At 69.7% G+C, this 25,918-nt stretch carries 22 protein-coding genes; 17 read left to right on the top strand and 5 right to left on the bottom strand.

The features are described from left to right. Positions 1-870: 870 nt before the first annotated feature. On the bottom strand, positions 871-1,530 hold the full coding sequence (locus tag OO70_RS44980; protein ID WP_043685605.1) for a pyridoxamine 5'-phosphate oxidase family protein: 660 nt from the start codon (positions 1,528-1,530) through the stop codon (positions 871-873). 147 nt (positions 1,531-1,677) lie between these two features. On the opposite strand from OO70_RS44980, the gene OO70_RS44975 reads away from it, so the two are divergent. The 13 genes from OO70_RS44975 to OO70_RS44915 all read left to right on the top strand — a co-directional run bounded on the left by OO70_RS44975 (position 1,678) and on the right by OO70_RS44915 (position 17,422). Then, positions 1,678-2,922, top strand: coding sequence for a D-arabinono-1,4-lactone oxidase (locus OO70_RS44975; RefSeq protein WP_043685602.1), 1,245 nt, complete (start codon positions 1,678-1,680; stop codon positions 2,920-2,922). Positions 2,923-3,046: 124 nt separating this feature from the next. Continuing rightward, positions 3,047-4,294, top strand: a complete 1,248-nt coding sequence (locus OO70_RS44970) for an ROK family transcriptional regulator (protein WP_043685600.1) — start codon at positions 3,047-3,049, stop codon at positions 4,292-4,294. An 11-nt stretch (positions 4,295-4,305) separates the two neighbouring features. After that, entirely contained in the window at positions 4,306-6,171 is a 1,866-nt protein-coding gene (locus OO70_RS44965; RefSeq protein WP_043685623.1) for a glycoside hydrolase, read from the top strand. Between the two features lie 223 nt (positions 6,172-6,394). Continuing rightward, on the top strand, positions 6,395-7,660 hold the full coding sequence (locus tag OO70_RS44960; protein ID WP_043685598.1) for an ABC transporter substrate-binding protein: 1,266 nt from the start codon (positions 6,395-6,397) through the stop codon (positions 7,658-7,660). A 20-nt stretch (positions 7,661-7,680) separates the two neighbouring features. Beyond that, positions 7,681-8,649 (top strand): carbohydrate ABC transporter permease, encoded by a 969-nt coding sequence (locus OO70_RS44955; RefSeq protein WP_043685595.1) that lies wholly within the window; start codon positions 7,681-7,683, stop codon positions 8,647-8,649. Then, a complete protein-coding gene (locus OO70_RS44950) occupies positions 8,646-9,512 on the top strand; it encodes a carbohydrate ABC transporter permease (protein ID WP_043685592.1) in 867 nt (288 codons plus the stop codon). The genes OO70_RS44955 and OO70_RS44950 overlap by 4 nt, the downstream gene beginning before the upstream one ends. A 27-nt stretch (positions 9,513-9,539) precedes the next feature. Beyond that, a complete protein-coding gene (locus tag OO70_RS44945) occupies positions 9,540-12,407 on the top strand; it encodes a glycoside hydrolase family 2 TIM barrel-domain containing protein (protein ID WP_043685589.1) in 2,868 nt (955 codons plus the stop codon). An 11-nt stretch (positions 12,408-12,418) separates the two neighbouring features. After that, complete coding sequence (locus tag OO70_RS44940; protein WP_043685587.1) at positions 12,419-13,576, top strand: MFS transporter; 1,158 nt, start codon at positions 12,419-12,421, stop codon at positions 13,574-13,576. 34 nt (positions 13,577-13,610) lie between these two features. Continuing rightward, entirely contained in the window at positions 13,611-14,621 is a 1,011-nt protein-coding gene (locus OO70_RS44935) for an ABC transporter ATP-binding protein (protein ID WP_043685584.1), read from the top strand. Between the two features lies 1 nt (position 14,622). After that, positions 14,623-15,426, top strand: a complete 804-nt coding sequence (locus OO70_RS44930; protein WP_043685581.1) for an ABC transporter permease — start codon at positions 14,623-14,625, stop codon at positions 15,424-15,426. Positions 15,427-15,431: 5 nt separating this feature from the next. Then, positions 15,432-16,232: an ABC transporter permease gene (locus tag OO70_RS44925; RefSeq protein ID WP_043685580.1), complete on the top strand. Its 801-nt coding sequence runs from the start codon at positions 15,432-15,434 to the stop codon at positions 16,230-16,232. Between the two features lie 96 nt (positions 16,233-16,328). Further along, on the top strand, positions 16,329-16,898 hold the full coding sequence (locus tag OO70_RS44920; protein ID WP_043685577.1) for a SigE family RNA polymerase sigma factor: 570 nt from the start codon (positions 16,329-16,331) through the stop codon (positions 16,896-16,898). Then, positions 16,895-17,422, top strand: coding sequence for a PASTA domain-containing protein (locus tag OO70_RS44915; RefSeq protein WP_043685575.1), 528 nt, complete (start codon positions 16,895-16,897; stop codon positions 17,420-17,422). Before OO70_RS44920 ends, OO70_RS44915 begins: the two co-directional genes overlap by 4 nt. Positions 17,423-17,473: 51 nt before the next feature. On the opposite strand, the gene OO70_RS44910 is transcribed toward OO70_RS44915, so the two are convergent. The 3 genes from OO70_RS44910 to OO70_RS44900 form a co-directional block, all read right to left on the bottom strand. Beyond that, the gene (locus OO70_RS44910; RefSeq protein ID WP_051742196.1) at positions 17,474-18,763 is read right to left on the bottom strand and encodes an MFS transporter; all 1,290 of its coding nucleotides are present in this window, start codon (positions 18,761-18,763) and stop codon (positions 17,474-17,476) included. After that, complete coding sequence (locus OO70_RS44905; RefSeq protein ID WP_043685572.1) at positions 18,760-19,368, bottom strand: ArsR/SmtB family transcription factor; 609 nt, start codon at positions 19,366-19,368, stop codon at positions 18,760-18,762. The genes OO70_RS44910 and OO70_RS44905 overlap by 4 nt, the downstream gene beginning before the upstream one ends. Before the next feature lie 65 nt (positions 19,369-19,433). Then, positions 19,434-20,714: a YhgE/Pip domain-containing protein gene (locus OO70_RS44900; RefSeq protein WP_043685569.1), complete on the bottom strand. Its 1,281-nt coding sequence runs from the start codon at positions 20,712-20,714 to the stop codon at positions 19,434-19,436. A 124-nt stretch (positions 20,715-20,838) separates the two neighbouring features. Here OO70_RS44900 and OO70_RS44895 point away from each other — a divergent pair, with 124 nt between their 5' ends. The 3 genes from OO70_RS44895 to OO70_RS44885 all read left to right on the top strand — a co-directional run bounded on the left by OO70_RS44895 (position 20,839) and on the right by OO70_RS44885 (position 23,697). Continuing rightward, positions 20,839-21,420 carry a TetR-like C-terminal domain-containing protein gene (locus OO70_RS44895; RefSeq protein ID WP_043685566.1) on the top strand — a complete coding sequence of 194 codons (582 nt, stop codon included), beginning with the start codon at positions 20,839-20,841 and terminating at the stop codon, positions 21,418-21,420. A 158-nt stretch (positions 21,421-21,578) separates the two neighbouring features. Next, on the top strand, positions 21,579-22,949 hold the full coding sequence (locus tag OO70_RS44890) for a hypothetical protein (RefSeq protein ID WP_234337085.1): 1,371 nt from the start codon (positions 21,579-21,581) through the stop codon (positions 22,947-22,949). A gap of 22 nt (positions 22,950-22,971) precedes the next feature. Next, positions 22,972-23,697, top strand: coding sequence for a hypothetical protein (locus OO70_RS44885; RefSeq protein WP_043685564.1), 726 nt, complete (start codon positions 22,972-22,974; stop codon positions 23,695-23,697). Here OO70_RS44885 and OO70_RS44880 read toward each other — a convergent pair. Further along, on the bottom strand, positions 23,684-24,106 hold the full coding sequence (locus OO70_RS44880; protein WP_199827525.1) for an NUDIX hydrolase: 423 nt from the start codon (positions 24,104-24,106) through the stop codon (positions 23,684-23,686). The two genes, OO70_RS44885 and OO70_RS44880, sit on opposite strands and share 14 nt — an antisense overlap. Before the next feature lie 200 nt (positions 24,107-24,306). Here OO70_RS44880 and OO70_RS44875 point away from each other — a divergent pair, with 200 nt between their 5' ends. After that, positions 24,307-25,884 carry a hypothetical protein gene (locus OO70_RS44875; protein ID WP_043685559.1) on the top strand — a complete coding sequence of 526 codons (1,578 nt, stop codon included), beginning with the start codon at positions 24,307-24,309 and terminating at the stop codon, positions 25,882-25,884. The last annotated feature ends 34 nt before the right edge of the window (positions 25,885-25,918 follow it).

Raw genomic sequence — 25,918 nt, 5'->3', positions numbered from 1 at the left:
GCGGTGGGGAGGATGGCGTGGGTTGGGTGGGGTCGAGGGGCGGGGACGGTTCGGCACCGCCGGGGCGTGCTGTGGTGGGTGCTCGCCGTTGCGGTGGAGAGATGGCATGGGGTTACGCGGGTCCAGGGACTGGGACGGCTTGGCACCGCCGGGACACGCCGTGGTGAGTGCTCGCCGTTGCGGTGGAGAGATGGCATGGGGTTACGCGGGTCCAGGGACTGGGACGGCTTGGCACCGCCGGGACGCGCCGTGCTGAGTGCTCGCCGTTGCGGTGGAGAGATGGCATGGGGTTACGCGGGTCCAGGGACGGGGACGGCTTGGCACCGCCGGGACGCGCCGTGCTGAGTGCTCGCCGTTGCGGCGGGATTCTCGTGCGGGTGGACTCATCAGCGGGCGCGGCGGGCCGGTCGGGGCGAGGCGGATCGGCCGGGCCAGGACGGGGAACAGGTCGGCCGAGACGGCCGGAGCGGAGCGGGCCAGGGCTGTCGGGCCGAAGCCCGTCGGAGCGAAGCGGACGGGTCGCACCGGGGCGCGCCAGTCGGGCCCGAACAGGTCGGCCGAGACGGCCGGAGCGGAGCGGGCCAGGGCTGTCGGGCCGAAGCCCGTCGGAGCGAAGCGGACGGGTCGCACCGGGGCGCGCCAGTCCGGCCCGGCCGGAACAGGTCGGCCAAGGCGGCCGGGCCGAAGCGCTCAGATCGGGCCGGGGCGCGGCGGCAATACGTCCCTGGCGCCACCGGCGCGGGAGCACCACCCGCGCGGGAGCACCACCCGCGCGGGAGCACCACCCGCGCGGGAGCACCACCCGCGCGGGAGCACCACCGGCGCGGGAGCGCCACCGGCGCGGGTGAAAGCTGGAGAGATCCTCGCCGGTCAGCCCTGCCCCGCCCCCTCGCGGCGTGCGATGTGCTCCGGTACCGGGATGCCCGGTGGTAGTGCGGGGTCCGGGACGGGTGTGCCCCAGGTCGAGGTCAGTGGCAGGGTTCCCGCCCACAGGCCCAGGGACGCGTCGGGCCCGTCCCCGTCGTCGGGTGCGCCGGTGCGGATCTTGACGGAGGCCTCGTCGAGGGAGAGGGCGAGCAGGGTGGTCGCGGCGAGTTCCTTGCGGTTGGGGAGGCGGGCGTACGACCACTGGCCCGGCGTCGCGTGTTCCGTGAGGCGGCGCAGGCCGGCCAGTTTCTCCTCCGGGTCGGTGACCTTGCGGGGCACCCCGTGGATCATCGCGCTGCGGTAGTTGACCCCGTGCTCGAAGACCGACCGGGCGAGGACAAGACCGTCGACGTGCGTGACCGTGACGCACACGGGGGTACCGCCCGCGAGGCTACGACTGGCGACGGACCCGTGGAGGTACAGCTCCCGCCCCTCACGCCCGTACACCGTGGGGACGACGACCGGCCGCCCCTCGATCACGATTCCGAGATGGCACACGAACCCGGCGTCGAGGATCGCGTCCAGGTCCGCGCGGTCGAGGCTGCCCTGTTCGCGGAGCCGGCGGTGGCGGGTGAGGTCGGTGACGGGGAGGCGGTCGGTCATGACAGCAGACGCTACCGATATCGCAGGAAATAGGCTACAGATTGAACCATCGCGCCACTTTCACCCGTCCAAGTCGACGATATCCGTACTCGTCGTCCGCAGGTGAGAGGGTCAGGGGAAACGCACGCACCCGGAGGGACGGCAGGGATGACGGAGACGGTCACCAACTGGGCCGGCAACATCACCTACGCGGCGAAGGAACTCCACCGCCCGCGCACACTCGACGCACTCAGGACCCTCGTGGCCGAGAGCGCGCGGGTACGGGTGCTGGGCAGCGGCCACTCCTTCAACGAGATCGCCGAGCCGGGCCCCGACGGCACCCTGCTCACGATCGCCGCGCTGCCGCCGGAGTTCGACGTGGACACCACGGCCCGTACGGTACGGGTGTCGGGCGGAGTCCGGTACGCGGAGCTGGCCCGCCGGGTGGACGGGCACGGGCTCGCGCTGCCCAACATGGCATCCCTGCCGCACATTTCGGTGGCCGGTTCGGTGGCGACCGGCACACATGGCTCGGGCGTCGGCAACGGTTCGCTCGCGGCGGCCGTGCGCGAGGTCGAGATCGTCACGGCGGACGGCTCCACGGTGACGATCGGACGCGGCGACGACCGCTTCGACGGCGCGGTGACCTCGCTCGGCGCGCTCGGTGTCGTCACCTCGCTCACCCTCGACCTGGAGCCGGCCTTCGAGGTCGAGCAGCACGTCTTCACCGAACTCCCGCTCGCGGGGCTGGACTTCGAGACGGTCGCGGCCTCGGCGTACAGCGTGAGTCTGTTCACCGACTGGCGGGAGCCGGGCTTCCGGCAGGTGTGGCTGAAGCGGCGCACCGACCAGCCGCCGGTCGACTTCCCGTGGGCGGCGCCCGCGACCGAGGCGATGCACCCGGTGCCGGGGATGCCCGCGGTCAACACCACCGAGCAGCTCGGGGTACCGGGGCCCTGGCACGAGCGACTCCCGCACTTCCGGGCCGAGTTCACCCCGAGCAGCGGGTCGGAGCTGCAGTCGGAGTACCTGCTGCCGCGGTCCGCCGCGGTCGACGCGCTGCACGCGGTCGACGGCGTCCGGGAGACGGTCTCCGGGGTACTGCAGGTCTGCGAGGTGCGGACGGTCGCCGCCGACGCGCAGTGGCTGAGCCCCTCGTACGGGCGGGACACGGTCGCGCTGCACTTCACCTGGATCGAGGACACGGAGCGCGTACTGCCCGTGGTGCGCCGGCTGGAGGAGGCACTGGACCCCTTCGACGCACGACCGCACTGGGGCAAGGTGTTCACGGTTCCGGCGGAGGTCGTACGCGGACGCTATCCGCGGCTCGGCGACTTCAGGACGCTGGCCCAGGGCCTCGACCCGGAGGGCAAATTCGCCAACGCCTTCGTCCGGGACGTCCTCGGGGACTGACCGGCGGCGACTTTGTACAGCCCCTTTCCTAACCCCTTGTCGAACGTCGCCCGCAGCCCATAGCCTTGCCGCGCGCCGGTGCCGTCGTGCCCCGGCATGACGGCAAAAGGGTGGGGGCACCTCGGTGAAGCGCACATCACGCGACATCCGTACCGCGAACCGCTACGAGGTGTTGCGCCAGATCATCGCCGAATCGCCCACGTCCCGGCAGGAGTTGGCCGCCGCCACCGGGCTGAGCCTGGCCACGGTCGCCACGCTCGTCGGTGAGCTGCTCGACCTCCGTATGATCACCGAGGTCGGTTTCGAGGACTCGGCCGGGGGCCGTCCTCGGGGCCTCGTGGCCGTCAACGCGTCGGGGGGCGCGCTGATCGGCGTCGACATCGCGGAGACGTACGTCCATGTCGAGCTGTTCGACCTGGCGTTGAACGTCCTGGCCCGCGCCGACGAGGACATGCGGCCCGGCGAGAGCCGCCCGGAGCAGGTGGTCGGCCATGTCGCCGCCGCCGTCGGCTCGGTGGTCGCGCAGGCCGGCGTCGAGGCGGCCCGTGTCCTCGGCGTCGGGGTGAGCGTGCCGGGCCAGGTGGACCGCAAGACCGGCATCTCGGAGTACGCGCCCAACTGGGACTGGCACGACGTGCCGTTGCTTGACCTGCTCTCCGAGGTCATCGCCTACCCCCTCTACCTGGACAATCCGCTGCGTGCCGGCGCGGTCGCCGAGATGTGGTTCGGGGCGGCACGCGGACGCGGGGACGCGGTGGTGGTCAACCTCGGCACCGGGGTCGGCGCCGGGCTCGCGCTCGGCGGCGGGCTGTACCGGGGAGTGAGCAACAGCGCCGGCGAGTGGGGCCACACGACGCTCGTCCTGGACGGCCGGCTGTGCCGCTGCGGCAACCACGGCTGCGTCGAGGCCTACGTCGGCGCCCCCGGAATCATGCTGAACCTAAGGGAGTTGAGCCCGCAGAGTCCGCTGCTGCACCCCGAGGACCAGACGGCGACCATCGACGCGCTGGCCCAGGGCGTGGCCGCGAACGACCCCGTGGCCCTCAAGGTCGTACGGGAGACGGCCCGTTACGTCGGTGCGGGCATCGCCAACCTGGTCAACGTCCTCAACCCCGAAGTGGTCGTGCTCAGCAGCTGGGTCGCCCGCAAGCTCGGCGAACCCCTGCTCCACGAAGTGCGCGAGGCCGTCCAACGGCACGCGCTCGGGCGGCCGTTCGCCGCCACCGAGATCGTCCTCTCACCCATCCCCACCGACCCGGCGTGCCTCGGAGCGGCAACTTTCGCGCTCGAAGGGGCACTTCAGTCGGTCGGACAGAGGAACGGAAAGAACCGCACCACGCAGGCAAGGAGCCGTACCGCACCACCTTCATGACGACGGAAGGGATGCACATGACCCACCCCCACCCCAGGAGATCGATCCTCGCGACAGCGGCAGCCGCCCTGGCTGTCACCGGGGCCCTGATGTCCGCACCGCCCGCGAACGCCGACGGCGTCGCACCGGCCGAGGTCTCCCCCCACGCAGCCCAGACCATCGACGACATCGGCGCGTCCGGCGCCTGGTGGGTCAACGACCTCCAGTACTTCAAGCCCGAGGTCCAGTCCCGGGTGGCCCAACTCCTGTTCTCCTCCAAGGGGTTGGATCTCAGCTCCTACCGCTACAACATCGGCGGTGGCGGCGCGGCGGTCACCACCCCGGCCCGCGCGGCCCAGGACTTCCTGAACGCCGACGGGACGTACGACTGGAGCAAGGACAAGGGCGGCAGGACGTTCCTCAAGTACGCCGCGCAGTACGGCGTGAAGGACCTCATCGGCTTCGTCAACAGCGCGCCCGCGCAGTGGACGACCAACGGGCAGAGCTGCGGCGGCCAGTTGAAGCCGGAGAACGAGACCGCCTACGCGAAGTACATCGCCGACGTCACCGCCCACTTCGCGAAGCAGGGCGCGACGTTCGACTACATCAGCCCCTTCAACGAGCCGAACAACACCTTCGGCGACTGCGGCCAGGAGGGCATGCAGGTCACCGTCGCCCAACGCGACGACATCGTGCGGGCGTTGGGCGCCGAGCAGCGGGCCCGGCACCAGCGGACGAGCATCATCGCCGACGAGTCGAGCAGCACGGTCAGTTTCTCCACCGAGGTCCCGCAGTGGATCTCGCAGCCGGACACCGCCCAGTACGTGTCCAAGCTGGCCCATCACACGTACAACAACCCGAACGACGGCCAGTTGGGCAACGTCTACGAGACGGCGAAGACGGTCGGCAAGCCCTCCTGGGCCAGCGAGATCTGCTGCTTCGGCAAGGGCAGCACGGGCTGGAACCAGGAGTACGACCCGACCATCGACAACGCCCTGCTGATGTCCCGGATCATCTACAAGGACTTCGCGAGCGCGCACGACTCGGCGTTCCAGTGGTGGGTGGCCCTCGCCAGCGGCTACGGCACGGACCCGACCGCGCGCAACGACGTCGGCTGGAACGACGGGCTCGTCTACTACGACCCCGACTACGCGACGAACGGCAACCAGACCCTGTACTTCACCAAGCGGTACTACGCGCTCGGCCAGTACAGCAAGTTCGTGCGGCCGGGCTCCGTCGCGCACAACGTGACGGGCGCGCCGAGCGGGGTCGAGGTGACCTCGTACGACCGGGACGGCAAGTGGGTGGTCGTGGTCAACAACCAGAACACCACGGACACTTCGCTGAACCTGCACTTCAACAGCAAAGTGCCGGTGCGGGCGACCCAGGCGGTACGGACCTCGGCCACGGAGAACTGGGCGAAGGTCGCCAAGCCGGACGTGAGCGGCTCCACGGTGTCCACGACCCTCGCCGCCCGCTCCATCACGACGTACGTCTTCGACCAGAAGGACCACAAGGGCGGTAAGGGACACGAGAGTTCGACGACTCTCACCGGTGCCCTCCTGGGCAAGCAGTCCGGCAAGTGCCTGACGGCGGACGCCTCCGGGGCCGCGATCGGCACCTGCACGGGCGGGGCCGAGCAGGCGTGGTCGTACGACGCGAAGGGCGGCCTGAAGGGTGCCAACGGGTATCTGACGGTGGGGAGTTCGGGGTTGACGACCACCGCCGACTTCACGGGTGGTTCCGGCCAACGGTGGCTGCTCAACGCCAACGGACAGATCCTGAGCGAGGCCTCCGGGAAGTGCCTCGACGTGAGCGGGCAGTCGACCGCCGACGGCAGCAAGGTGATCCTCTACAGCTGCAACGGCGGGGCCAACGAGGCCTGGTCGAAGGTGTGATGCCTCGCTGAACGCGGTGCGCGGGCCACTCGGGAGGTGGCCCGCACCCGTCACGTCCGGTATTCCGAACGCTACACAACGCTTCGAACAGACTTCGTCCAACCCCTTGCCGAAGGCTTAGGCGAAGGTTAACGTCCCGCACCGCACCTCGAATTGAGCCACTGGCCGCCACTCAGTCGTGGAGCCGTGGAGCCGCAGCCGCGCGAGAGACAAGGACGTCACCATGTCGGCAATGAGCAACAGCAACTGGTCCCGCCGATCGATATTCCGGGCGGCAGCGGGGATGACCGCCGCCGGCGCCCTGGCCGCCTGCGGCGGCAACAACGGCCGTGGCGGGGGCTCCGGTTCGGGCACGAACCTCGTCCAGTACTTCCACGCCTACGGCGAGGCAGGGACGGAACAGGCCATCAAGAAGTACGCGAAGGCGTACACCAAGGCCAACGTGACGACGAACTGGATCACCGGCAACAGCTTCGAGGCCAAGCTCTTCTCGTCCCTGCTCACCAAGCAGGCGCCCGACGTCTTCGAGTTCCACCCGCAGCTGCAGCTGGTGAAGAGCGGTCAGGTGGCCGACCTGAGCGACATCATCGATCCGGTCAAGGACGACTTCAACCCGGCCGACATCAAGTCGCACACGGTCGACGGGAAGATCTACGGGGTCCGGATGATCGACGACCCGCAGTTCTTCTACTACCGCAAGTCGATGCTGGAGAAGGCCAAGGTCGAAGTCCCCACCACGCTCGACGAGTTGCTGGAGGCCGCCGCCAAGCTGACCACCAGCAAGGTCAAGGGCGCCTACCTCGGCAACGACTTCACCGCGGTCCAGAACCCGATCATCTGGTCGGCCGGCGCCGACACGCTCGACACGAACAACCAGATCGCCTACCACACGGACGGCGTCGTAGAAGGCCTCACGAAGCTCCGTCAGCTGTTCACCAGCGGTCACGTGCTCCTCGACGCCCCGACCGACTTCTGGGACCCGTCCTCCCTCAACCAGGGCCTGTGCGCCATCCAGTGGGGCGGCATGTGGTCCATGCCGGCGATGCAGAAGGCCCTCGGCGACGACCTCGGCATCTTCCCCTTCCCGAGCATCGGCAGCAGCGGCAAGCAGTCGGTCTACAACGGCGGTTGGTCGATGTTCGTGAACGCCAAGAGCGAGAACCTCGAAGCGGCCAAGGCCTACGTCAAGTGGCTGTGGATCGACCAGAAGAAGTACCAGGAGGACTGGGCGCTGTCCTACGGCTTCCACATCCCGCCGCGCTCCTCGATCGCCGCCGAGGCCACCAAGCTCAAGTCCGGTCTCCCCGCCGAGGGCGTCAAGCTCTTCACGGACTACGGCCACTTCGACAACATCGGCTTCGACCAGACCATGCTCACCGCGTTCGGCGACGTCATCGCCAACTCCGTTCGCAAGAACGGCAGTCCGGAGGCCGCGCTCGACGCCTGCGACAAGAAGGTCAACGTCGAGCTCAAGAAGCTGTTCGGATAGGCCGGCGGACGGAACCCGAGATGTCGACCACCACCACGCGCGGGGTCGCCAAGCCCGCCTCGGCCAAGGCCTCCCAGGCCCGGCCGCGGCGGGGCCTGCGGTCCAACGCCACCCTGAACTTCTGGCTCTTCACCGGTCCGTTCCTCGTCGGCCTGGTGATCTTCGTCTTCGTCCCCATCGGATGGAGCATCTGGCTCAGCTTCTTCGACGCCCGCTACACCGTCACGCCGAGCCACTTCATCGGCTTCGACAACTACAAGCAGATCCTGACCAACAGCAACTTCCCCCAGTCCCTGCTGACGTTCACCGTGTTCGCCGCGTTCATCGTGCCGACCACGTGGGCGCTGTCGCTGGGTCTGGCCCTGCTGGTGAACCAACTCCGGTTCATGCGGGCGTTCTTCCGGTCGGTGTTCTTCCTGCCGACCGCCGTGTCGTACGTCGCCGCCGCGCTGATCTGGAAGATGTCCATCTTCAGCGGGGTCCGCTTCGGCCTGCTGAACACCGTCCTCGGCTGGTTCGGCGTCGACAACATCGCCTATCTGGCGAACCCGAGCCCGCCCTGGTACTGGGTGGTCATCGTGAGCCTGCGCCTGTGGATCCAGGCCGGCTTCTACATGATCCTGTTCCTGGCCGCGCTGCAGAACATTCCCGCTGAGCTGTACGAGGCCGCCGAGATCGACGGCGCCAAGCGGGGCTGGCAGACCTTCCGGTACATCACGCTGCCCCAACTCCGCGCCACCTCCACGGCGGTGGTCCTGCTGCTGCTCGTCGCCGCCTACCAGGCGTTCGACGAGTTCTTCAACATCATCGGCACGAAGGCAACTTGGGCCCAGACACCGCTCATGGAGCTGTACAAGGCGGCCCTCGGCAACAGCCAGGACTACGGCGCAGGCAGCGCGGGCGCGGTCATCCTCTCGCTGCTGATCTGCGTCGTCACCCTCGCCCAGGGCCGGATCATGGGCTTCGGACGGGGAGAGGAGTCCAAGTGAGTACCACCGCACCGCAGTTGGGCAAGAAGCGCAAGAAGCGCGGCAGCGTCCTCGGCAACACGGGCCTGTACCTCGCCGTCGGCATCGCCGCCCTGCTCTTCCTGATCCCCTTCTACCTGATCCTGCGCAACGCCCTCTCCACGGACCCGGAGATCACCGGCGAGAACTGGAAACTGCTCCCCTCCTTCCAGTGGGGCAACATCTCCGAGCTCTTCGACGACCAGACCGTCCAGTTCGGCCGCGCCCTGTGGAACTCGACGGTCGTCGCCGTCCTGATGACCGTCGGCACCCTGTTGGTGTGCTCGCTGGCCGGCTACGGCCTGGCCCGCATCCCGTACAAGCACTCCAACAAGGTCTTCTACGTCGTCCTGGCGACGCTGATGGTGCCGACGGCCGTCACCTTCGTGCCGAGCTTCGTGCTCGTCTCGTCCCTCGGCTGGGTCGACACCTACCGGGGTCTCATCATCCCGGGCCTCTTCAGTGGTTTCACCTGCTTCCTCTTCCGGCAGTACTTCCTGGGGTTCCCCAAGGAGTTGGAGGAGGCGGCGCGCGTGGACGGGCTCGGTTACTGGGGCGCGTACTGGCGGATCGTCGTGCCCAATTCGCTGAACTTCTTCGCGGCGATCGCCACGATCACCTTCATCAGCGGCTGGAACGCCTTCCTGTGGCCGCTGGTCATCGGCCAGGACCCGAGCTCCTGGACCGTGCAGATCGCCCTGTCGTCGTTCATGACGAACCAGACCGTCAACTTCCATCTCATCTTCATGGCCACCGCAGTTTCCATCCTGCCCCTGGTGTTCGTGTTCCTCTTCCTCCAGCGCTGGCTGGTCCAGGGCATCGCGCAGACCGGCATCAAGGGCTGACACCCGCATCTCACGACCTGGAGACCGATGACTTCCAGCACCGTCGCCGACTACATCGAGGACGTCTCCCCGGGCAGCGGGGCCCTCCCACCCCGCGCCTGGTACGCGTCCTCGGACGCGAAGTCACTGTCACTGAACGGCAGTTGGCGTCTTCGGGTGTCGGCGACGGCCGACGCCGAGGACGACTCGTTCGCCGAGGAGGGCTACGACGCCGGGGACTGGGCCGAGGTCGCGGTCCCTGGCCACTGGGTCCTCCAGGGGCACGGCTCCCCCATCTACACCAACCACCTCTACCCCTTCCCGGTCGACCCGCCGCGCGTCCCGACCGAGAACCCGACCGGCGACCACCTCCGCACCTTCGACCTGCCGTCCGAGTGGCCCTCGGACGGCGGGGCGGTGCTGCGCTTCGACGGGGTGGAGTCCTGCGCCCGCGTCTGGCTGAACGGCACGGACATCGGCGAGTTCAAGGGCTCCCGGCTGCCGCACGAGTTCGCGGTCGGGCACCTGCTGAAGCCGAGCGGCAACGTGCTCGCCGTCCGTGTCCACCAGTGGTCGGCGGGCTCGTACCTGGAGGACCAGGACCAGTGGTGGCTGCCCGGCATCTTCCGTGACGTCACCCTCCTGCACCGCCCGCCGGGCAGCGCCCTCGACTTCTTCGTGCACGCCTCCTACGACCACACAGCCGGCGCTGGCACCCTGCGCGTCGACTCCGACGTCGACGGCCGGGTGACCGTGCCCGCCTTGGACATCGATGTCGCGACCGGCGAGTCGATCACCGTGCCGGTGGAGCCGTGGACGGCCGAAAACCCGTATCTGTACGAGGGGTTGCTGACCACCGAGGGCGAACGCGTCCCGCTGCGCATCGGCTTCCGCACCGTCGAACTCTCCGACGGTCTCATCAAGGTCAACGGGAAGGCGATCCTCTTCAAGGGCGTCAACCGGCACGAATGGCACCCGGAGAAGGGCCGTGCCCTCGACCTGGAGACCATGCGCGAGGACGTGCTGCTGATGAAGCGGCACAACATCAACGCCGTCCGTACCTCGCACTACCCACCCCACCCGGCCTTCCTGGACCTGTGCGACGAGCACGGCCTCTGGGTCATCGACGAGTGCGACCTGGAGACCCACGGATTCACCGAACAGGCCTGGCGCGACAACCCCGTTGACGACGACCGCTGGACCCCGGCCCTCCTCGACCGCGCCGCGCGCATGGTGGAGCGCGACAAGAACCACCCCTCCGTCGTCATCTGGTCCCTCGGCAACGAAGCCGGCACCGGCCGCGGCCTCACCGCCATGGCCGAGTGGATCCACGGCCGTGACCGCTCCCGCCTCGTGCACTACGAGGGCGACATCAACTGCCGTGACACGGACGTCTATTCACGGATGTACGCCGACCACGCCGAGGTCGAACGCATCGGCCAGCACCTGGACGGCGGCACCCACAGACGGCGTCAACTCCCCTTCATCCTCTGCGAGTACGCCCACGCCATGGGCAACGGCCCCGGCGGACTCGCCGACTACCAGCGCCTCTTCGAGTCCTACGACCGGCTCCAGGGCGGTTTCGTCTGGGAGTGGATCGACCACGGCATCAAGGACGAGCGGTACGGCTTCGCGTACGGCGGCGACTTCGGCGAGGAGCTGCACGACGGGAACTTCGTCTGCGACGGCCTGGTCTTCCCGGACCGCACGCCCTCCCCCGGCCTGCTCGAGTTCAAGAAGGTGATCGAGCCGGTCCGGATCACGGGCGACGGCGCGGACGGCACCGTGCGCGTCACCAACGCGTACGACTTCGCCGACCTGTCCGCCCTGGCCTTCGCATGGTCGTACCAAGTGGACGGCGAGACAGTCGAGTCGGGCCCGCTGACGGTGCCGTCGCTCGCGCCGGGCGAGTCCGCCGACGTGAAGCTGCCCGCACCGCCCGTGGGGTCCGAGGGCGCCGAATCCCAGTGGACCGTACGGGCGTTGCTGGCGGCAGACACCGCATGGGCCCCCGCGGGTCATGTGATCGGTTGGGGCCAATTCCCGGTCGCGGCGCGCCCGTTGCCGTCTCTCTCCCCCACCGCCAGGCCCGTGCTCGACGGTCGGCGGATCACCCTCGGCCCGGCCTCCTTCGACGCCCGCACCGGTGAGTTGAAGTCGATCGGCGCGGTAGACGTCACCGGTCTCCGGCTTGACGTATGGCGGGCGCCCACCGACAACGACGACGGCGCGTCCTGGCAGACGGACGTCCGTTTCGGCCTGCTCTGGCGCAAGTTCGGCCTGCACCGGATGCGGCACCGCCTGGACGGCGTGGAGTTGAGCGACGACGCGCTGACCGTACGCACCCGGGTGGCGCCGGCCGCCTGGGAGATCGGCCTCGCCACGGTGTACCGCTGGACTTCGGACGGCTCGCGGCTACGGCTGACCGTATCCGTGGGGCCCGAGGGCGACTGGACGTTCCCGCTGCCGAGGCTCGGTGTCCGCCTCGGACTCGACGCCAGCGCCGACCGTGTGCAGTGGTTCGGCGGCGGTCCCGGCGAGGGCTACCCGGACACCAAGTCGGCGTCGCTGCTGGGCCGTTGGGAGTCCACGGTCGACGAGCTCCAGACCCCCTACGTCCGCCCGCAGGAGAACGGCGCCCGCGCCGACGTCCGTTGGGCGGAGATCGGCGGCCTGCGGATCGACGGCGACCCGGAGTTCTGGTTCACCGCCCGCCGCTGGACCACGGAACAGCTGGACGCGGCCACCCACCGCACGGACCTGAAGCCCGGCGACACGGTATGGGTGAACCTCGACCACGGCCAGCACGGCATCGGCTCTCAGTCCTGCGGCCCGGGCCCGCTCCCTCAGTACTTCCTGAACGCCCAACCCACCGAGTTCTCCTTCGTGTTCTCGGAAACCCCGGAGATCAGTTGACTGGCACGGTCATGAAATCGTCCGCGGCCGACCGGCTCTTCGCCCGGTCGGCCGCGGTCGCGTCCTGCGTCGGCTTCGTCCTCATCGGCATGGTCCAGGCCCTCTACGGCCCCGCGATCCCGGGCCTGCGCCATGAGTTCGGCCTGTCCCCCTCCGCCGCCGCCCTCGGCCTGAGCCTGCACTTCGCCGGCGGGGTCGCCGGAGTCCTCGCCTTCAACACGATCCACTCAAAGATCAGCAACAGGGTTCTGCTGGCGTGGAGTTACGGCCTGGTGGCGGCGGGCGGGGCGGGCTTCGCCCTCGCGCCGAACTGGCCGCTCGGACTCGCCGCCGCGTTCCTCGGCGGTCTCGGCTTCGGCGGGATCGACTACGGCCTCAACCAACTCTTCGCCGTCGGCTTCGGCAACCGCTCCACCGCCATGCTGAACGTACTCAACGCGCACTTCGGCATCGGCGCGGTGCTCGGCCCGGCGGTCCTGGCGTGGCTCGGCCCGGACGACTACCCGTACGCGTTCGGCGCGTGCGCGGTGCTGGCCGCGGCGCTGGTATTCGTCGGCTCAAGTGGCGTACGTACACGTGTATCTGACGACTCACCAGCGGTAACGGCGAGCAAAGGCCTCGGTCTGTCCCGGGTCCTCGTCGGCTTCCTCGTCCTCTACATCCTCAACGTGGCGGTCGAGTCGGGTGTCGGCGGTTGGGAGCCGACACACCTGGAAACAGTCGGCTACACCGCGGCCGTGGCCGCGTCGGCGACCTCCGTCTTCTGGCTGACGATGACGGCGGGCCGCTTCCTGGTCGTGCCGATCACCGTGCGGTACGCCCCCGAGCGCATCCTCGCGGTGTGCGCTGCGGGGATGACGGTGTGTCTGCTGTTGGCGCTGGTTAAAGGAGTGGCACCGGTGGCGTACGCCGGTGTTGGCTTGTTCATCGCGCCGGTTTTTCCGACGGGCCTTTCGTGGCTCAACGAGGCGCTCCCCCAGGCCAGACGCGCCGGTGCGTGGGTGATCGCGGCCTCGAATGTCGGCGGGGTGGCGGCTCCGCCGCTGCTCGGTGTCGGGATCGAGGCCTCCGGGATCCACGCGGTGCCCTGGCTGTTGACCGTGTTGTCGGGCGCGTCGCTGCTGGCGACGCTCCGGCTGATCCGACTGACGAGGAGGTCCGCATCATGAACGCTCTGTTCCGGCTCACCCGAAGGTTGATCCAGTGAGCGCGAGCAGCATCGAGGTACGGGGGCTGTCCCGTACCTTCCACACAACTGTCCGCCGCCCGGGCTTCGTCGGCGGCCTGCGCTCCCTCGTGAACCCGGAGCGCGTGCCCAAGTACGCCGTCTCCGACGTCACCTTCGACGTCGCCCCGGGTGAACTCCTCGCTCTGCTCGGCCCGAACGGCGCCGGCAAGTCCACCACCATCAAGATCCTCACCGGCATTCTGACGCCCACGTCCGGCGAGGCCCGGGTCGCGGGCGTGGTGCCGTACGAGGAGCGCGAGCGCAACGCCCGTAACATCGGGGCGGTGTTCGGGCAGCGCACCCAGCTGTGGTGGGACCTGCCGGTGCGCGAGTCGTTCTCGATCCTCCGGGACATCTACGAGGTGCCGAAGGCCCAACACGCGTCCCGGCTCCGGGAGTTCGACGACCTCCTCGAACTGTCCGCCTTCTGGGACACCCGCGTCCGTCATCTCTCCCTCGGCCAGCGGGTGCGCTGCGACCTGGCCGCCGCCCTGCTGCACGATCCGCCGGTCGTCTTCCTCGACGAGCCGACCATCGGCATGGACGTGGTCGTGAAGGAGCAGGTGCGGGAGTTCCTGCGGCACCAGGTGGAGGAGCGCGGCCGTACGGTCCTGCTGACCACGCACGACATGACCGAGGTCGCCCGGCTCGCCGAGCGGGTCGTCCTCATCAACCACGGCCGGCTGGTCCTGGACGGCACCCTCGACGAGATCCGCCGCAGGTTCGGCTCGACCTGGCAGATCCGGGCGACCCTCGCCGACGCGCACGCCGAGGTCGTACCGCTGCCGGGCATCGCCCTGGTGCGGCGGGACGGACCGCAGGTGGTGTTCGGCCCGGACGGGTCCGACGCGCCGACCGTCAACCAGGCCCTGAAGCGGGTCATCGAGCAGTACGAGGTGACCGAAGTCGCCATGGACGAGGCCGAGTTGGAGGACGTGATGCGGGCCGCCTACGTCCAGGCCGGGCCGCCGGCCGAGGAGGACTGAGATGGCAGCCCTGCACGCCTGGCGCGCCGCCCGCGTCACCCCGCTCGGCGAACTGCTCGCCCCGCCCCGCATCACGGCCGCCCTGCTCCGCCTCTCCGTACAGATCGTGCTGGTGGCGTCCCTGTGGCGCGGCCTGTACTCCCAGACCGGCACCACCGCCGGACTCACCCGCGACCAGGCGGTGACGTACGCCGTCCTGGCCGTACTCGCCTCCCGGCTGCGGGAGTTGGACCAGCAGGCGGGCCGGGACTCGGTCCTCCAGCACATGCACTTCGGCACGATCATCTACTGGTATCTGCGCCCGCTGCCACCCCAGCGGTACTACGCGCTGCGGGCGTTCGGCGAGCAGATGTACGGCCTTGCCTGGGCACTGACGGGTTACGTCGTCTGCCTCGCGGCCGGGGTCGTGGAGCCGCCCAAGTCACCTGCTGTGGCAGGGGTGTTCGCGCTGAGCATGCTGCTGGGCCAGCTCGTCCTGTTCTACGTCATGCTCGTCATCGACCAGTTGTGCTTCTGGACGCTCCGCAACGGAGCCGCGATGCTCATCCTGATCTTCGCGCAGAACCTGCTGTCCGGTGTGTACGCGCCGCTGTGGTTCTTCCCGGACTGGTTCCTCACGATGAGCCGCTTCCTGCCGTTCCAGGCGACACTCAGCGTCCCGCTCTCGATCTACGTGGGCCGCATCCCCCTGTCCGACACGGGAGCCCAACTCGCCCTGCAGGGCGCCTGGGTGGTGGCCCTCGCCCTGTTCACCCGGTTCCTGTGGCGGCGCGCCGCCCGCCGAGTCGTAGCCCAAGGAGGTTGACGCGAGTGAAAGCCGTCCGGATCGTATGGCGCATCACGCGCCTCAACTTCCGTGCCCAACTCGAGTACCGCACCGAGTTCCTGCTGATGATCGCGATCGGCGCGATTTGGCAGGTGTCGGTGATCGTGTTCGCGACCGTGCTGCTCACCCGGTTCTCCGGCATGGGCGGCTGGGACAGCTCGGACGTCCTGCTGATCCCGGCGACGCGGATGCTGGCGCACGGGCTGATGGTGCTGTTCCTGGGCCGGATGCACGGCATCGGCCGGTACATCCAGGAAGGGCGTATCGACATCTACCTGGTGCGGCCGATGCCGGTCCACCGCCAGGCGCAGCTGGAGTACTTCCCCACCAACGCGATCGGCGACCTCACGGTCGCGGCCGGCCTGATGGTCGGCGCGCTCAGCCGCAGCCAGCTGGACTGGACGGCGGGCCGTACCGCGTACCTGATCGCCGCCCTGCTCGGCGGCATGCTCCTGGAGGCGGCCCTGTTCACGGCCGTGGCGAGCGCCTCCCTCCGCTATCCGTCCGCGGGTTACTGGAGCCGCTGGCTGGAGGACCTCCTCGGCACCTTCGGCAGCTACCCGCTCAACGTCCTGCCCCGCGCGGTGGGCGGCTTCCTCACCTACGGCCTTCCGCTCGCGTTCGTCGCCTACCTCCCGGCCGCCGTACTCACCGGGCACGGCCACGACATCGGGGTCCCGTACTGGCTGGCAGCAGCCTCACCGCTCGTGGGCGTGCTGGCGTATCTCGCGGCGCGGCTGCTGTGGCGGTGGAGCCTGACCCACTACACGGGAGTGAACGGGTGACCCTGCCAAGGGAGTTGTGACCCAGGTCTCAGAAAGGCCGTGCAGCAGATCCGCCCGTTTCCCCGTCGAGGAGGGGTGACAGGAAGGGAGGAGCGTGTGGATCTGGCAGCCAAGTGGGCAGCGGGCGCAGGGCGCGGCGGTGCCGGGTCGGTGGAGGAGGACTTCCACCGGTTCGCCGCCGCCCGGTCGGCCGCGCTGTTCCGGGGCGCACTCGTCCTGACGGGCAGCCGCGACGCGGCGGAGGATCTGGTCCAGGAGACCCTGGAGCGGGCCTGCCGCAAGTGGCGCACCATCAGCGCCAAGGACGCGCCGGACGCGTACGTACGGCGGATCATGGTCAATCTCGCCAACGACCGTTGGCGAAGGTTCCGCCGTACGGCTGAGCACCCGGTGGACGGTGACCCGGTCGCGCCGGGCGACGAGTACGGACGGATCGACAGCAGGGACCAGTTGGTCCGTGCGCTTCAGCAACTGCCCATGCGGATGCGGACGGTGGTGGTGCTGCGGTACTTCCACGATCTGTCCGACGCCGAGATAGCGGCCGACCTGAAGATCTCGCCGAGCACCGTCCGTTCCCAACTGGCTCGTGGAATCGACCGGTTGAGAAGCCAGTTTCCCGCACTCTCCACCCCTTCATCGGAGCAGCTCACGGAAGGAACCCGATGAGTTCGCACGACCCGCGGTCCTCCGGCTGCACACCTTTCGAAGAGGAACTGATCAACGCCATGAACGACTTCGCGCATTCCACCGCCACTCCGGCCTTCGACACGGCCGGCATGGTCCACCGCACCCGCCGCAGGCGCGCCACCCTCATCGCCGGTGTCGCCACCGCCCTGATCGTGGCGGGCGGCGGCACGGCCCTGGCCTCCATGACGGGCGGCACCTCGCCGACGACGGCGGAGAAGCCCATGACCACGGCGACCACGGCGACCACCAAGGGTTCCGACTACAAGAAGGCCATCCTGCTGATGGACTTCGGCAAGGGGGGAGGCCCCGTCGCCGTCGACTTCACGGGCACGGACATGCGCACGACCAAGGGGCGATTCCTCAAGGCCGACCTCAAGCTCGGCACAGTGAGCAGCGTGAACAGCCCGGGCTGCAAGCCGGACACGGTGGTCGAGGTGACCCCCCACGCCCCGAAGATCGTGAAAGCGGGCGACACCGTGAACGTGAAGCTCTGCGCGGGCTGATCGAGTTGACCGGGTAAGGCCCCCGACCCTGGGCGTGCGCGCGCGAGCCGCTCAGGGCCGGTCGGACGCCGGCTTCAGGACCCGTATCCCCGGTATCGGCGAAGCCACCAACCACGCCGCCGACATGGTTCCCCCGACCGCCGCGACCGTCAGCGTCACTCTCAAGCCCGCCAGTGTGGCCAACTCACCGCCGATCAGCGCCCCCAGCGGACGTACCCCATAATTGACCGTGCTGTAAGCGCCCGCCACCCTGCTCCGCAACCCGTCCGGAACCACCGACGCCTGGAGGGAGTTGAGGTTCACGTCGAAGAGCATGACGCCGAAGGCGGAGAGGAACTCGGCGGCGCCCAGGAACCCGAGGCGGGCCCAGGTCGGGCCGGTCGCCGCCGCGACGAGGAGGTAGGGGGCCGGAAACAGTACGGCCCCTACGGCGATGCTGCGGCCGACGCCGATCCGGCGGGCGATCGCCGGAGCCGCCACCGCGCCCAGCAGGCCGCCCGTCGCACCCAGCCCGAACGCCAACCCGATGGCGCCCGGCGACAGTTGGAGCACCCGGTCCGCGAACAGGACGAGCAGGCCGGTGCTCGCCAGGAACGTGAAGAAGTTGAGGGTGGTGGCGCAGAGGAGGCCCGCCCGCATGACGGGCTCGCGGACCACGAAGGCCAGGCCCTCTCTCGCCCGTCGTAACAACGAAAGACGTGCCGACGACGGACCGGTCGACCCCGTGCCCGCCGGTTCGTCGACCCGCGTCCGGCCCACCAGAACCGCCGACACCACGAACGACAGCGCGTCCGCGAGCACCGCGACCGGCGCCGACAGTGCCTGGACCAGGCCGCCGCCGATCGCGGGACCGGCGATGAAGGACGCCGATCTGGTCGCGCTGAGCTTGCTGTTGGCCTCGACGTACGACGTCGGCGGTACGAGGTGGGCGAAGAAGGACGAGTACGCCGTGTTGAAGACGACCGCCGCCGTGCCGGTCAGCAGGGCCACCGTGTACAGCTGACCGAGCGTCACCGTGTCGAGCGCGTAGGCGATCGGGAGGGTGAGCAGTACGGCGGCCCGGAACAGGTCGGCGAGCAGCATGAGTTGGCGTTTCGCGGGGCGGTGATCCACCCACGCGCCCAGGAACAAGCCCAGGAGGTTCGGGGTCCAGACGAGTGCGGTGAGCCATGCGACCTGGTTCGCGGAGGCGTGCAGCGCCCCAACTGCTATGAGCGGTAAAGCCAGTTCGGAGACGCGGTCGCCGAACTGGGAGACGGACTGGCCGCACCAGAACCGTACGAAGCGGCCGTCCCGCCACAGCGAGTCCGGCGCGGGCCGAGGCGTCCATCGGCCCTTCACTCCGGTATGTCCGTCTCGCTGTCCTCGTTCCCGGGGCCTTCCGGCAGGGCGTACATCAGCAGGCGGACATCCCGGCCGCCCGGCGGTCGCCGGTCCTGCTTGCGGAGGACGTACGGCGCGATCAGTTCCTCCATCGCGTCCTTCAGCGCGGCCAGTTCGTCCGCCGTCACCACGATCCGCGTGTTGTTCGCCCCGGCGAGTCTCGTCCACTCCGGCTCCAGTTCGGGCGCCGTCTCCGCCAGCCAGCGCAGGGGCAGCTCGGCGTTGCGCGCGAACATCTCCCCGGCCAGCAACTGCGCGGCCGACCGGCCCTCCTCGTCCTCCGGCACCTCGAAACGGAAGCCCCGTGCCACCGCCGCCCACCGCCGCTCCCGCCGGTCCGTGCCGCCCTCGGCGTCGCGGACCAGGCCGAAGCCGGCGAGGTGGCGCAGATGCCAGCTGGTGACGGACGGGGTGGCGCCCACGTGCGGGGAGAGCCGGGAGGCGGTGGCGGGGCCGTGGCGCTGGAGGCGTTCGAGGATCGCGAGCCGTACGGGGTGCGCCAGGGCGCGCATGGCCTTCGGGTCGGAGATCTCCACGTCGCCGAAGCGGTTGCCGGAATCCATGGTCTGAGAGTGTCGTCTCAGAAAGTGTGAGAGTCAACTCTCAGGCCTTGTAGGTGAGTTATGCCTCAGGTCGTCGGCTGGGGCGTGAGGCGCTTGTGGCCCTTCCGGTCGTAGTACCTGACCATCGCGAAGCCGAAGAGGAGACCGATCGCCGTACCGATGGCGATCATCGTCCATGCGCGCGTGAGGCCCGCGTCGCCGCGTGCGTCGAAGTAGAGGATCGCCCTTACCCCGTCGCTGAGTTGGCGCATGGGCTCGAAGTGGGAGAGGAAGCGGTAGAAGCCGGGGACGGCCTGGAGGGGGACGGTGGCGCCGGAGGACGGCAGGCCCAGGACGATGAACACGAACATGGACACCAGTTGGCCGATCCCGCCGAACGCGGCGTTGATGGCCTGCACGCCGAGGCCGACGGCGAGGGCCGCGCAGTAGGAGTAGATCCACAGCAGCGGGATGTGCGTCGCGTCCATGCCCAGGATGCTGACGCCGGCGATCATGATCAGGGAGACGCTGAGGAGGGTGATGCCGGCCGTCATGACCATCTTCAGGAGCAGCGTCTGGGTGCGGTTGATGGGAACGGTGGGGCGGCGGGTGTGCCAGGGGCCGATCTCGTTGTCGGCGTAGCCGAGGGCGGTGTCGACTCCGTTGCTGATGACGTTGCCGCCCATGAAACCGGCCAGCACCAGCAGCAGGGTGTAGTAGAAGGCGGTCAGGCCGATGCCGCTGTTGTTGCCGATGGGGTGGCCGACCTGGGTGGCGATCTGCACCGGGTCCGCCAGGAGCAGTTTCTGTGTGGAGTCGGCCTTCGCCGCTGCCGCCGTGAGCTGCTTGCCGATGGTGAGGGAGGCCTGCTGCGCGGCGGTCGTGGAGATCTTGCTCGCGAGGGAGGAACCGAGGCTGCCCTTGCCGGGGTTGGTCAGCACGGTGATCGTCGGCCGGGCGGTGGCGTTCGTGGTCGTCAGCGCGGCGACGGAGTCCGTGAAGTCGGCGGGGATGACGAGGGCGCCGTAGACCTTGCCGTCGTCGAGTTCGTGCTGGGCCTGGGTTCTGGTGAGCTGCCGCCAACCGGCCGCGCGGCTGCTGGTGTTCGTCACGATGGCGTGGGCGATCTGGGTGCCGATGTTCTGCTGCTGGCCGGTGAGCGGTTTGCCGGTGTCGCTGTTGACGAGGGCGATGGGCAGGTCGCGCAGCTCGCGGTTGGGGTTGACGATGCCGCCCATGTAGAGCAGGGACAGCAGGAAAGCGAGCAGGCCGGTGAGCACGGTGGGGATGAGCCACAGTTTGGGGCGGCCGAGGAGTGCGGTGGCACGGAGGCCGGTGGGGGCGGGGGTGCCGGAGTCGTCGTCCATGGTGGTCAAGTCTGGTGCCGGAGGCCGGTGGCGGCGGTGCGGAAACACGCGGGACGCGCCTCTTGTTACCGGCTGTTGTCCTAGGCTCTCCAGTTGCCGCAGGTCAGAGGAGAGGTGGTGCAGCGTGGCTCGTGCGGGACTCACCGCCGACCGTGTCGTGGCGGCCGCCGCCGACCTCGCCGACGAGGTCGGCTTCGAGAACGTCAGCCTGTCCGCCCTGGCCCGCGGCTTCGGCGTGAAGGACGCGAGCCTGTACTCGCACGTCAGGAACCTCCAGGACCTGCGCACCCGGGTCGCGTTCCTCGCGGGCGGCGAGCTGATCGACCGGATCGCCGACGCGGTCGCCGGCCGCACGGGCCGCGACGCGCTGGGCGCCTTCGCCGACGCCTATCGCGCCTACGCCCTGGAGCACCCGGGCCGGTACGCGGCCACCCAGATCCGTGTCGACCAGGCCCTGGTCGCCGACTCCCCCGCCCTGCGGCGCACCGCTGAGATCACCTACGGCATGCTGCGCGCCTACGGCCTGGAAGAACCCGATCTCACCGACGCCGTACGCCTGTTGCGCAGTACGTTCCACGGCTACTGCGCCCTGGAGTCCACCGGCGGCTTCGGCGCGCCGCGTGACGTACAGCGGTCCTGGGAGCGTGCGGTCGACGCCCTTCATGTGGCGCTGACGCACTGGCCGCGTGCAGAGGAAGTGGTGTGACGGAGACGGCGGTTCCGGTCCGCGCCCCAGGTGCACCGCTGACCACTTAGACTGGAAGCTTCGCGAACGTCACGTGCCACCCCGGGGGGAGGGAGCGCGCCTTGTCTCAACAGCAGCTGGGACGTGGTCCCTTGAGAACGCCGGGAGCGCCCGGCCCGATGCCGCCCGACGGGAGTCCGCCGGCCCGGTTCGTGGGCTGGCTCGGCCGGTTCGGGTGTGTGGCCGCCGGATACGCGGTGTTCCAGTTCCTGTTCGAGGTGCTGCCCGACTCGATCGACGGCGAGCCCGCCAAGTATCTGATCGCCGGGCTGAGCGGCCTCGCCACGGCCGGGATGACCTGGCTGGCGGCGGCCCTGCTCCGGGCCCGGACGGCCGGTCCCGCGCCGCTCACCGCGCCCGCTCCCCCGGCACCGAACGCCCCCGGCCCGCTGCCGCAGGTGTTCACTTCGGCCTACGACACGCTCGCCGCCCAGGTCGCCGTGGTCGACGACCCGGTGCGCGGCCGTCTCGTCGGCTGGCCGCACTCCCTCCAGGAGCTGGACGGCCCGGTCCGGCCGACCTCCCTGGCCACGGCGTACGGGCTGCACATCGTGCTGGACCTGGGCGTGGCGGACGGCCGGCTGCACACCGGCGACCTCATCGACACGCTGTGGCGGCTACGGCTGCAGGGCGGCGGCTGGTCGGCCCGTTCGCAGGGGTCGGTGGCCCGCCCGGAGGTCACCGCGATGGTGCTGGGCGCGCTGGCCCGGGCGGGGGCGTCGCGGGAGCGGCTGGCGGACGAGGTGGCGCGCTGCGAGGCCGGCTTCACTCCTGAACTCGACGCCACGGGGCGGGCGTTGACCCATGTCGTCACCACCGTGATGCGCGGTCTGCTGCGCGCGGCACCGGACGCGCCGATCCTTCCTCTGCTGCGGGAGGCCCTGGTCGACGGCGCGCTCTCCGACCCGCAGCGCCAGCACCGCCGCTGCTGGAGTCACCGGCTCTCCCCACTGCCCTGGGCCGCGCATCCCGCCCAGCCGTCCGCTCTGCACACCGCTCAGGCCGTGGTTGCCCTGGACCGGGCTGCCCGTGTGCTGGGCGAGGGGCCCGTGGAGCGTTCGGCGCGCGAGGACGGGGTGCGCTGGCTGCTGGCCTGCCCGGCGACCGCGCACGACAGCTGCGTCGACCTGGCGAATCTGCGGGAGGAGGTGCGCCGACGCCACCCGGACGACTCCTCGCACCACGAGGTGCTCAACGTCCGGCACTTCACCGCGAGTTGGATCGTGCGCGCCCTGCTCACCCCGGGCGCCCAGGAGATCGCGCGGCAGGACGGTCTGGAGGAGGCGTGGCGGGAGCAGTTGAACGGGGCGGCGGCCGCGGTGTGGGCGGCGCAGACCGACGGCATCTGGTCCTGGAGCCGGGACGGGTCCACGTTCACAACGACCGAGGAAATGCGCCAGCCCATCTGGATGACCTACCAAGGGCTTTCGGCGCTGCGCGCACATGCCGTATGGATGTATCAGCCGGATACGCGAACGCGGCTGCTGTGAGCCGCGGTTGGGGAGTGAGTGCATGGGTGGTCGGCAGGTCCTGGCGGCGCGGCGGCTGCTGACCGAGGCGCTGGACGGCGAACTGTCCGACCACGAGACGGTGGCCGCCGCCCGTGCGGTCGTCGCCGAACTCGGCTCCCCCGAGCGCCTGTTGGAGCTGGTGGCCGAACTCGCCTCCGGCGAGGGCGATCCGGAGCACTGCGCCCGGCTTTCGTACCGTCATGTCCTGGGTTTCGACAAGCTGTTGCTGATCGACGGCGGCCCGCGCCACATGCTGCGCGCCCATCTGTGGCATCCGGGCGCGAAGTCGATCGGCGATGAGGACATCCACAACCACCGTTCCCCGCTTGCCTCTTACGTGGTCCGGGGCCGGCTCGCCATGGAGTTGTACGACGCGCGGGGCGACGGCGGGATCACGGCGGACCGGTACGAGGAGTCGCTGGCCGAGCGCAGCGCCGACTGGCGGTTGCGGCCGACGGGTCCCGCGCGGCTGCGGCTGACGCATGTGGGGCAGTACGCGGCGGGCAGCGCCTACGCCCTGCCCGCGCACACCCTGCACCGAGCCTGGTGCGACACGGACGTACCCACGGTGACGCTGTTCCTAGAGACGGGTGCCGGCCGGCGGCGCCACACCGATGTGTTCACGGCGGCGGGCCCGCATCCGGGGGCGGTCGCGAAGGTGCCGCTCGACGCGCGGGACTACCTCGCCGCGCTGAACGGCCTGGCGGAGTCGCTCAGAAGTTCGTGAGGGCCTGTCGTACGACGTCCAGGTTGTACGCGTCGATGTCGATGCCCGCGCTCGTGAGCCCGGCCGGCGGGAGCCAGAGGTACGCCTGGTCGGGCTCGGGCAGGGTGATGTCCCGGGTCAGCGGCCTGACCAGGAAGTTGTCCTGCCAGTTCTTGATGTCGCGGCCTCGGTACTCACTCACGAAGGACGATTCACCGATCTTGCGGACGATCTCGCCGAGGAGCCCGGTCTCTTCCTTCAGCTCCCGCAGCGCACCGTCCTCGGGCAGCTCGTCCGGCTCCAGCTTTCCGCACGGAACGCCCCACACGCGCGGCAGGAACCTCTCGGTCACGCTGCGCCGCACCAGGAGCACACGCCCGTCGTCGTCCATCACGACGGCAGCCGCCAGTCGCTTGTCGCCGGGGTCCATGGTCATGGTTCCTCGGTCCCTCGCCGGTGATGAGTCCAAAGGGTCTGATACCCAGGAAAGCATCCAACGTACCAGGATCGGCCCGCCTCGGCTGTGGAGCCGGTCTCACCTCCGAACCCTCCGGACGTCTCCGGGGCGCGTCGGAAATATTGCGCCCGACACCACGGCAACCTCCCCCGCGCGAGCGGCGACTTGGGGACATGACCAACGCAAGACGCACCACGACGCACCGTCGCCGTTCCCGCCGCCGCATCGCCCGCAAGCCGCTCGCGGGCTCGCTCGCCGTCGCGGCCCTGCTGGGCGGCGCGTGGTACGCGACCGCGGCGACGAACAGCGGCGGCAGCGGCGACTCGACCGCGGCGAAGACATCCACGTCCGCCTCCGCGTCCACCACCGCCTCGGCTTCCTCCGAGGCCGCCGCCGACGGCTCCACGTCCGCCTCCGGTACGGCGACCGCGTCCGCCTCGGCGAAGACCACGCCCCAGGCCGCCGCGAAGACCGCGACGGCCGCCAAGGCCGCGACCGGCACGCTCTCCCCGACCAGCACCACGGTGACGCTCGCCGCCAAGTTCCCCTATCTGACGGCCGGTTACAACAACACCCGCGAGTGGACGCGGACGTCCACGGCCGTGGCCCCCAACGGCACCCTGCGCGTGGCCTGGCCCGCCGCCGACGGCGTCCATGTCACCCCGCTCACCGCCGCCGGAACCCGCTCCGGCGCCGACACGGTCGTCAAGGGCGCCAAGGAGGTCGGCGGTCTGGTCGCGCACAACGACGGCTTCGCGCTGCTCACCCGGGTGGCCGACACCAACAAGTGGAAGGAGACGGCCGCCGCGATCATCCGCTACACCAACGGCAAGCAGACCTTCCGCACCAAGCTCACCGGCACCGCCTCGAACGACACCTCCCCCGGTCTCGACGGCCAACTCACCTGGAACGGCACCAAGTACGGCGCGTACTTCGTCGTGCACGGCGCGGGCGGCTTCGCCGACGGCCACTTCGGCGACAAGTTGACGTACATCAGCTCCAAGGGCGCCAAGCTGAGCGGTGGTTGGAGCTGGGGCTGCAGCCACAACGAGGGCATCGCGCTGCACGCCGAGACGACCGGCGCCTTCACCTCGCTCTGCTTCGACGACTGGCGCTCGGGCCTGTTCGTCTCCACCGGGATCGGCGCCCCGGACGTCGCACCGGTCGTGCAGCGCGAACAGTGCTGGGCAGGGTACTGCGGTGGTACCTTCCCCGGCCGCACAGGTGACCTGGTGAAGTCGGCGACCGGCCGCTACGCCACCGCCTTCGCCTCCCGCGGCGCCGCCTCGGCCAAGAAGAACTCCGCCGACTCCAGCGGACGCGGCTGGACGGTGACCCCGAAGACGAGCACCCACCAGGTCGCCGTCGCCTTCATGGCCAACCGCAACTCCGGCCCCGGCAAAGCGATTTACCTCACGAGCGCGGCAGGCACCGAGAACGTCAACGTGCACATCGCCCCGTACGGCAAGGACCGCCTCCTGGTCTCCTGGGAGTCCCTGAAGGGTGCCAAGTGCAACGCCGGCACCTGCACCGGCACCTTCACGGGCACCCACCTACGGCTCATCGACTGGAACGGCAAGTTCCAGAGCACGGACAAGGTGGTGACCGCCCGGATCAGCGGCGACATAGCGGTCCTGAAGAACGGCACGCTGACCTGGGCGTACGCGCCGGTCACTCCGACCTATGCGACCGCGCTCGCCGGGGCGTCGCCGACCGCCACGAGCCTCCGGATCGCCCGGCTGACTCCGTGAACCGGTAGTTCGTCCCCTTGAGGGCGAGGGCATT

The organism is Streptomyces xylophagus (assembly GCF_000716435.1).
In the GTDB taxonomy this organism is placed as follows: domain Bacteria; phylum Actinomycetota; class Actinomycetes; order Streptomycetales; family Streptomycetaceae; genus Streptomyces; species Streptomyces xylophagus.
This window is presented reverse-complemented; position numbering and strand designations above follow the sequence as displayed.

Bases quoted from the DNA above. Each gene is read 5' to 3' on its own strand.
- OO70_RS44980 (WP_043685605.1), bottom strand. From the start codon at position 1,530: ATGACCGACCGCCTCCCCGTCACCGACCTCACCCGCCACCGCCGGCTC.
- OO70_RS44975 (WP_043685602.1), top strand. From the start codon at position 1,678: ATGACGGAGACGGTCACCAACTGGGCCGGCAACATCACCTACGCGGCG.
- OO70_RS44965 (WP_043685623.1), top strand. From the start codon at position 4,306: ATGCACATGACCCACCCCCACCCCAGGAGATCGATCCTCGCGACAGCG.
- OO70_RS44960 (WP_043685598.1), top strand. From the start codon at position 6,395: ATGTCGGCAATGAGCAACAGCAACTGGTCCCGCCGATCGATATTCCGG.
- OO70_RS44955 (WP_043685595.1), top strand. From the start codon at position 7,681: ATGTCGACCACCACCACGCGCGGGGTCGCCAAGCCCGCCTCGGCCAAG.
- OO70_RS44945 (WP_043685589.1), top strand. From the start codon at position 9,540: ATGACTTCCAGCACCGTCGCCGACTACATCGAGGACGTCTCCCCGGGC.
- OO70_RS44940 (WP_043685587.1), top strand. From the start codon at position 12,419: ATGAAATCGTCCGCGGCCGACCGGCTCTTCGCCCGGTCGGCCGCGGTC.
- OO70_RS44930 (WP_043685581.1), top strand. From the start codon at position 14,623: ATGGCAGCCCTGCACGCCTGGCGCGCCGCCCGCGTCACCCCGCTCGGC.
- OO70_RS44915 (WP_043685575.1), top strand. From the start codon at position 16,895: ATGAGTTCGCACGACCCGCGGTCCTCCGGCTGCACACCTTTCGAAGAG.
- OO70_RS44905 (WP_043685572.1), bottom strand. From the start codon at position 19,368: ATGGATTCCGGCAACCGCTTCGGCGACGTGGAGATCTCCGACCCGAAG.
- OO70_RS44900 (WP_043685569.1), bottom strand. From the start codon at position 20,714: ATGGACGACGACTCCGGCACCCCCGCCCCCACCGGCCTCCGTGCCACC.
- OO70_RS44890 (WP_234337085.1), top strand. From the start codon at position 21,579: ATGCCGCCCGACGGGAGTCCGCCGGCCCGGTTCGTGGGCTGGCTCGGC.
- OO70_RS44885 (WP_043685564.1), top strand. From the start codon at position 22,972: ATGGGTGGTCGGCAGGTCCTGGCGGCGCGGCGGCTGCTGACCGAGGCG.
- OO70_RS44880 (WP_199827525.1), bottom strand. From the start codon at position 24,106: ATGGACCCCGGCGACAAGCGACTGGCGGCTGCCGTCGTGATGGACGAC.
- OO70_RS44875 (WP_043685559.1), top strand. From the start codon at position 24,307: ATGACCAACGCAAGACGCACCACGACGCACCGTCGCCGTTCCCGCCGC.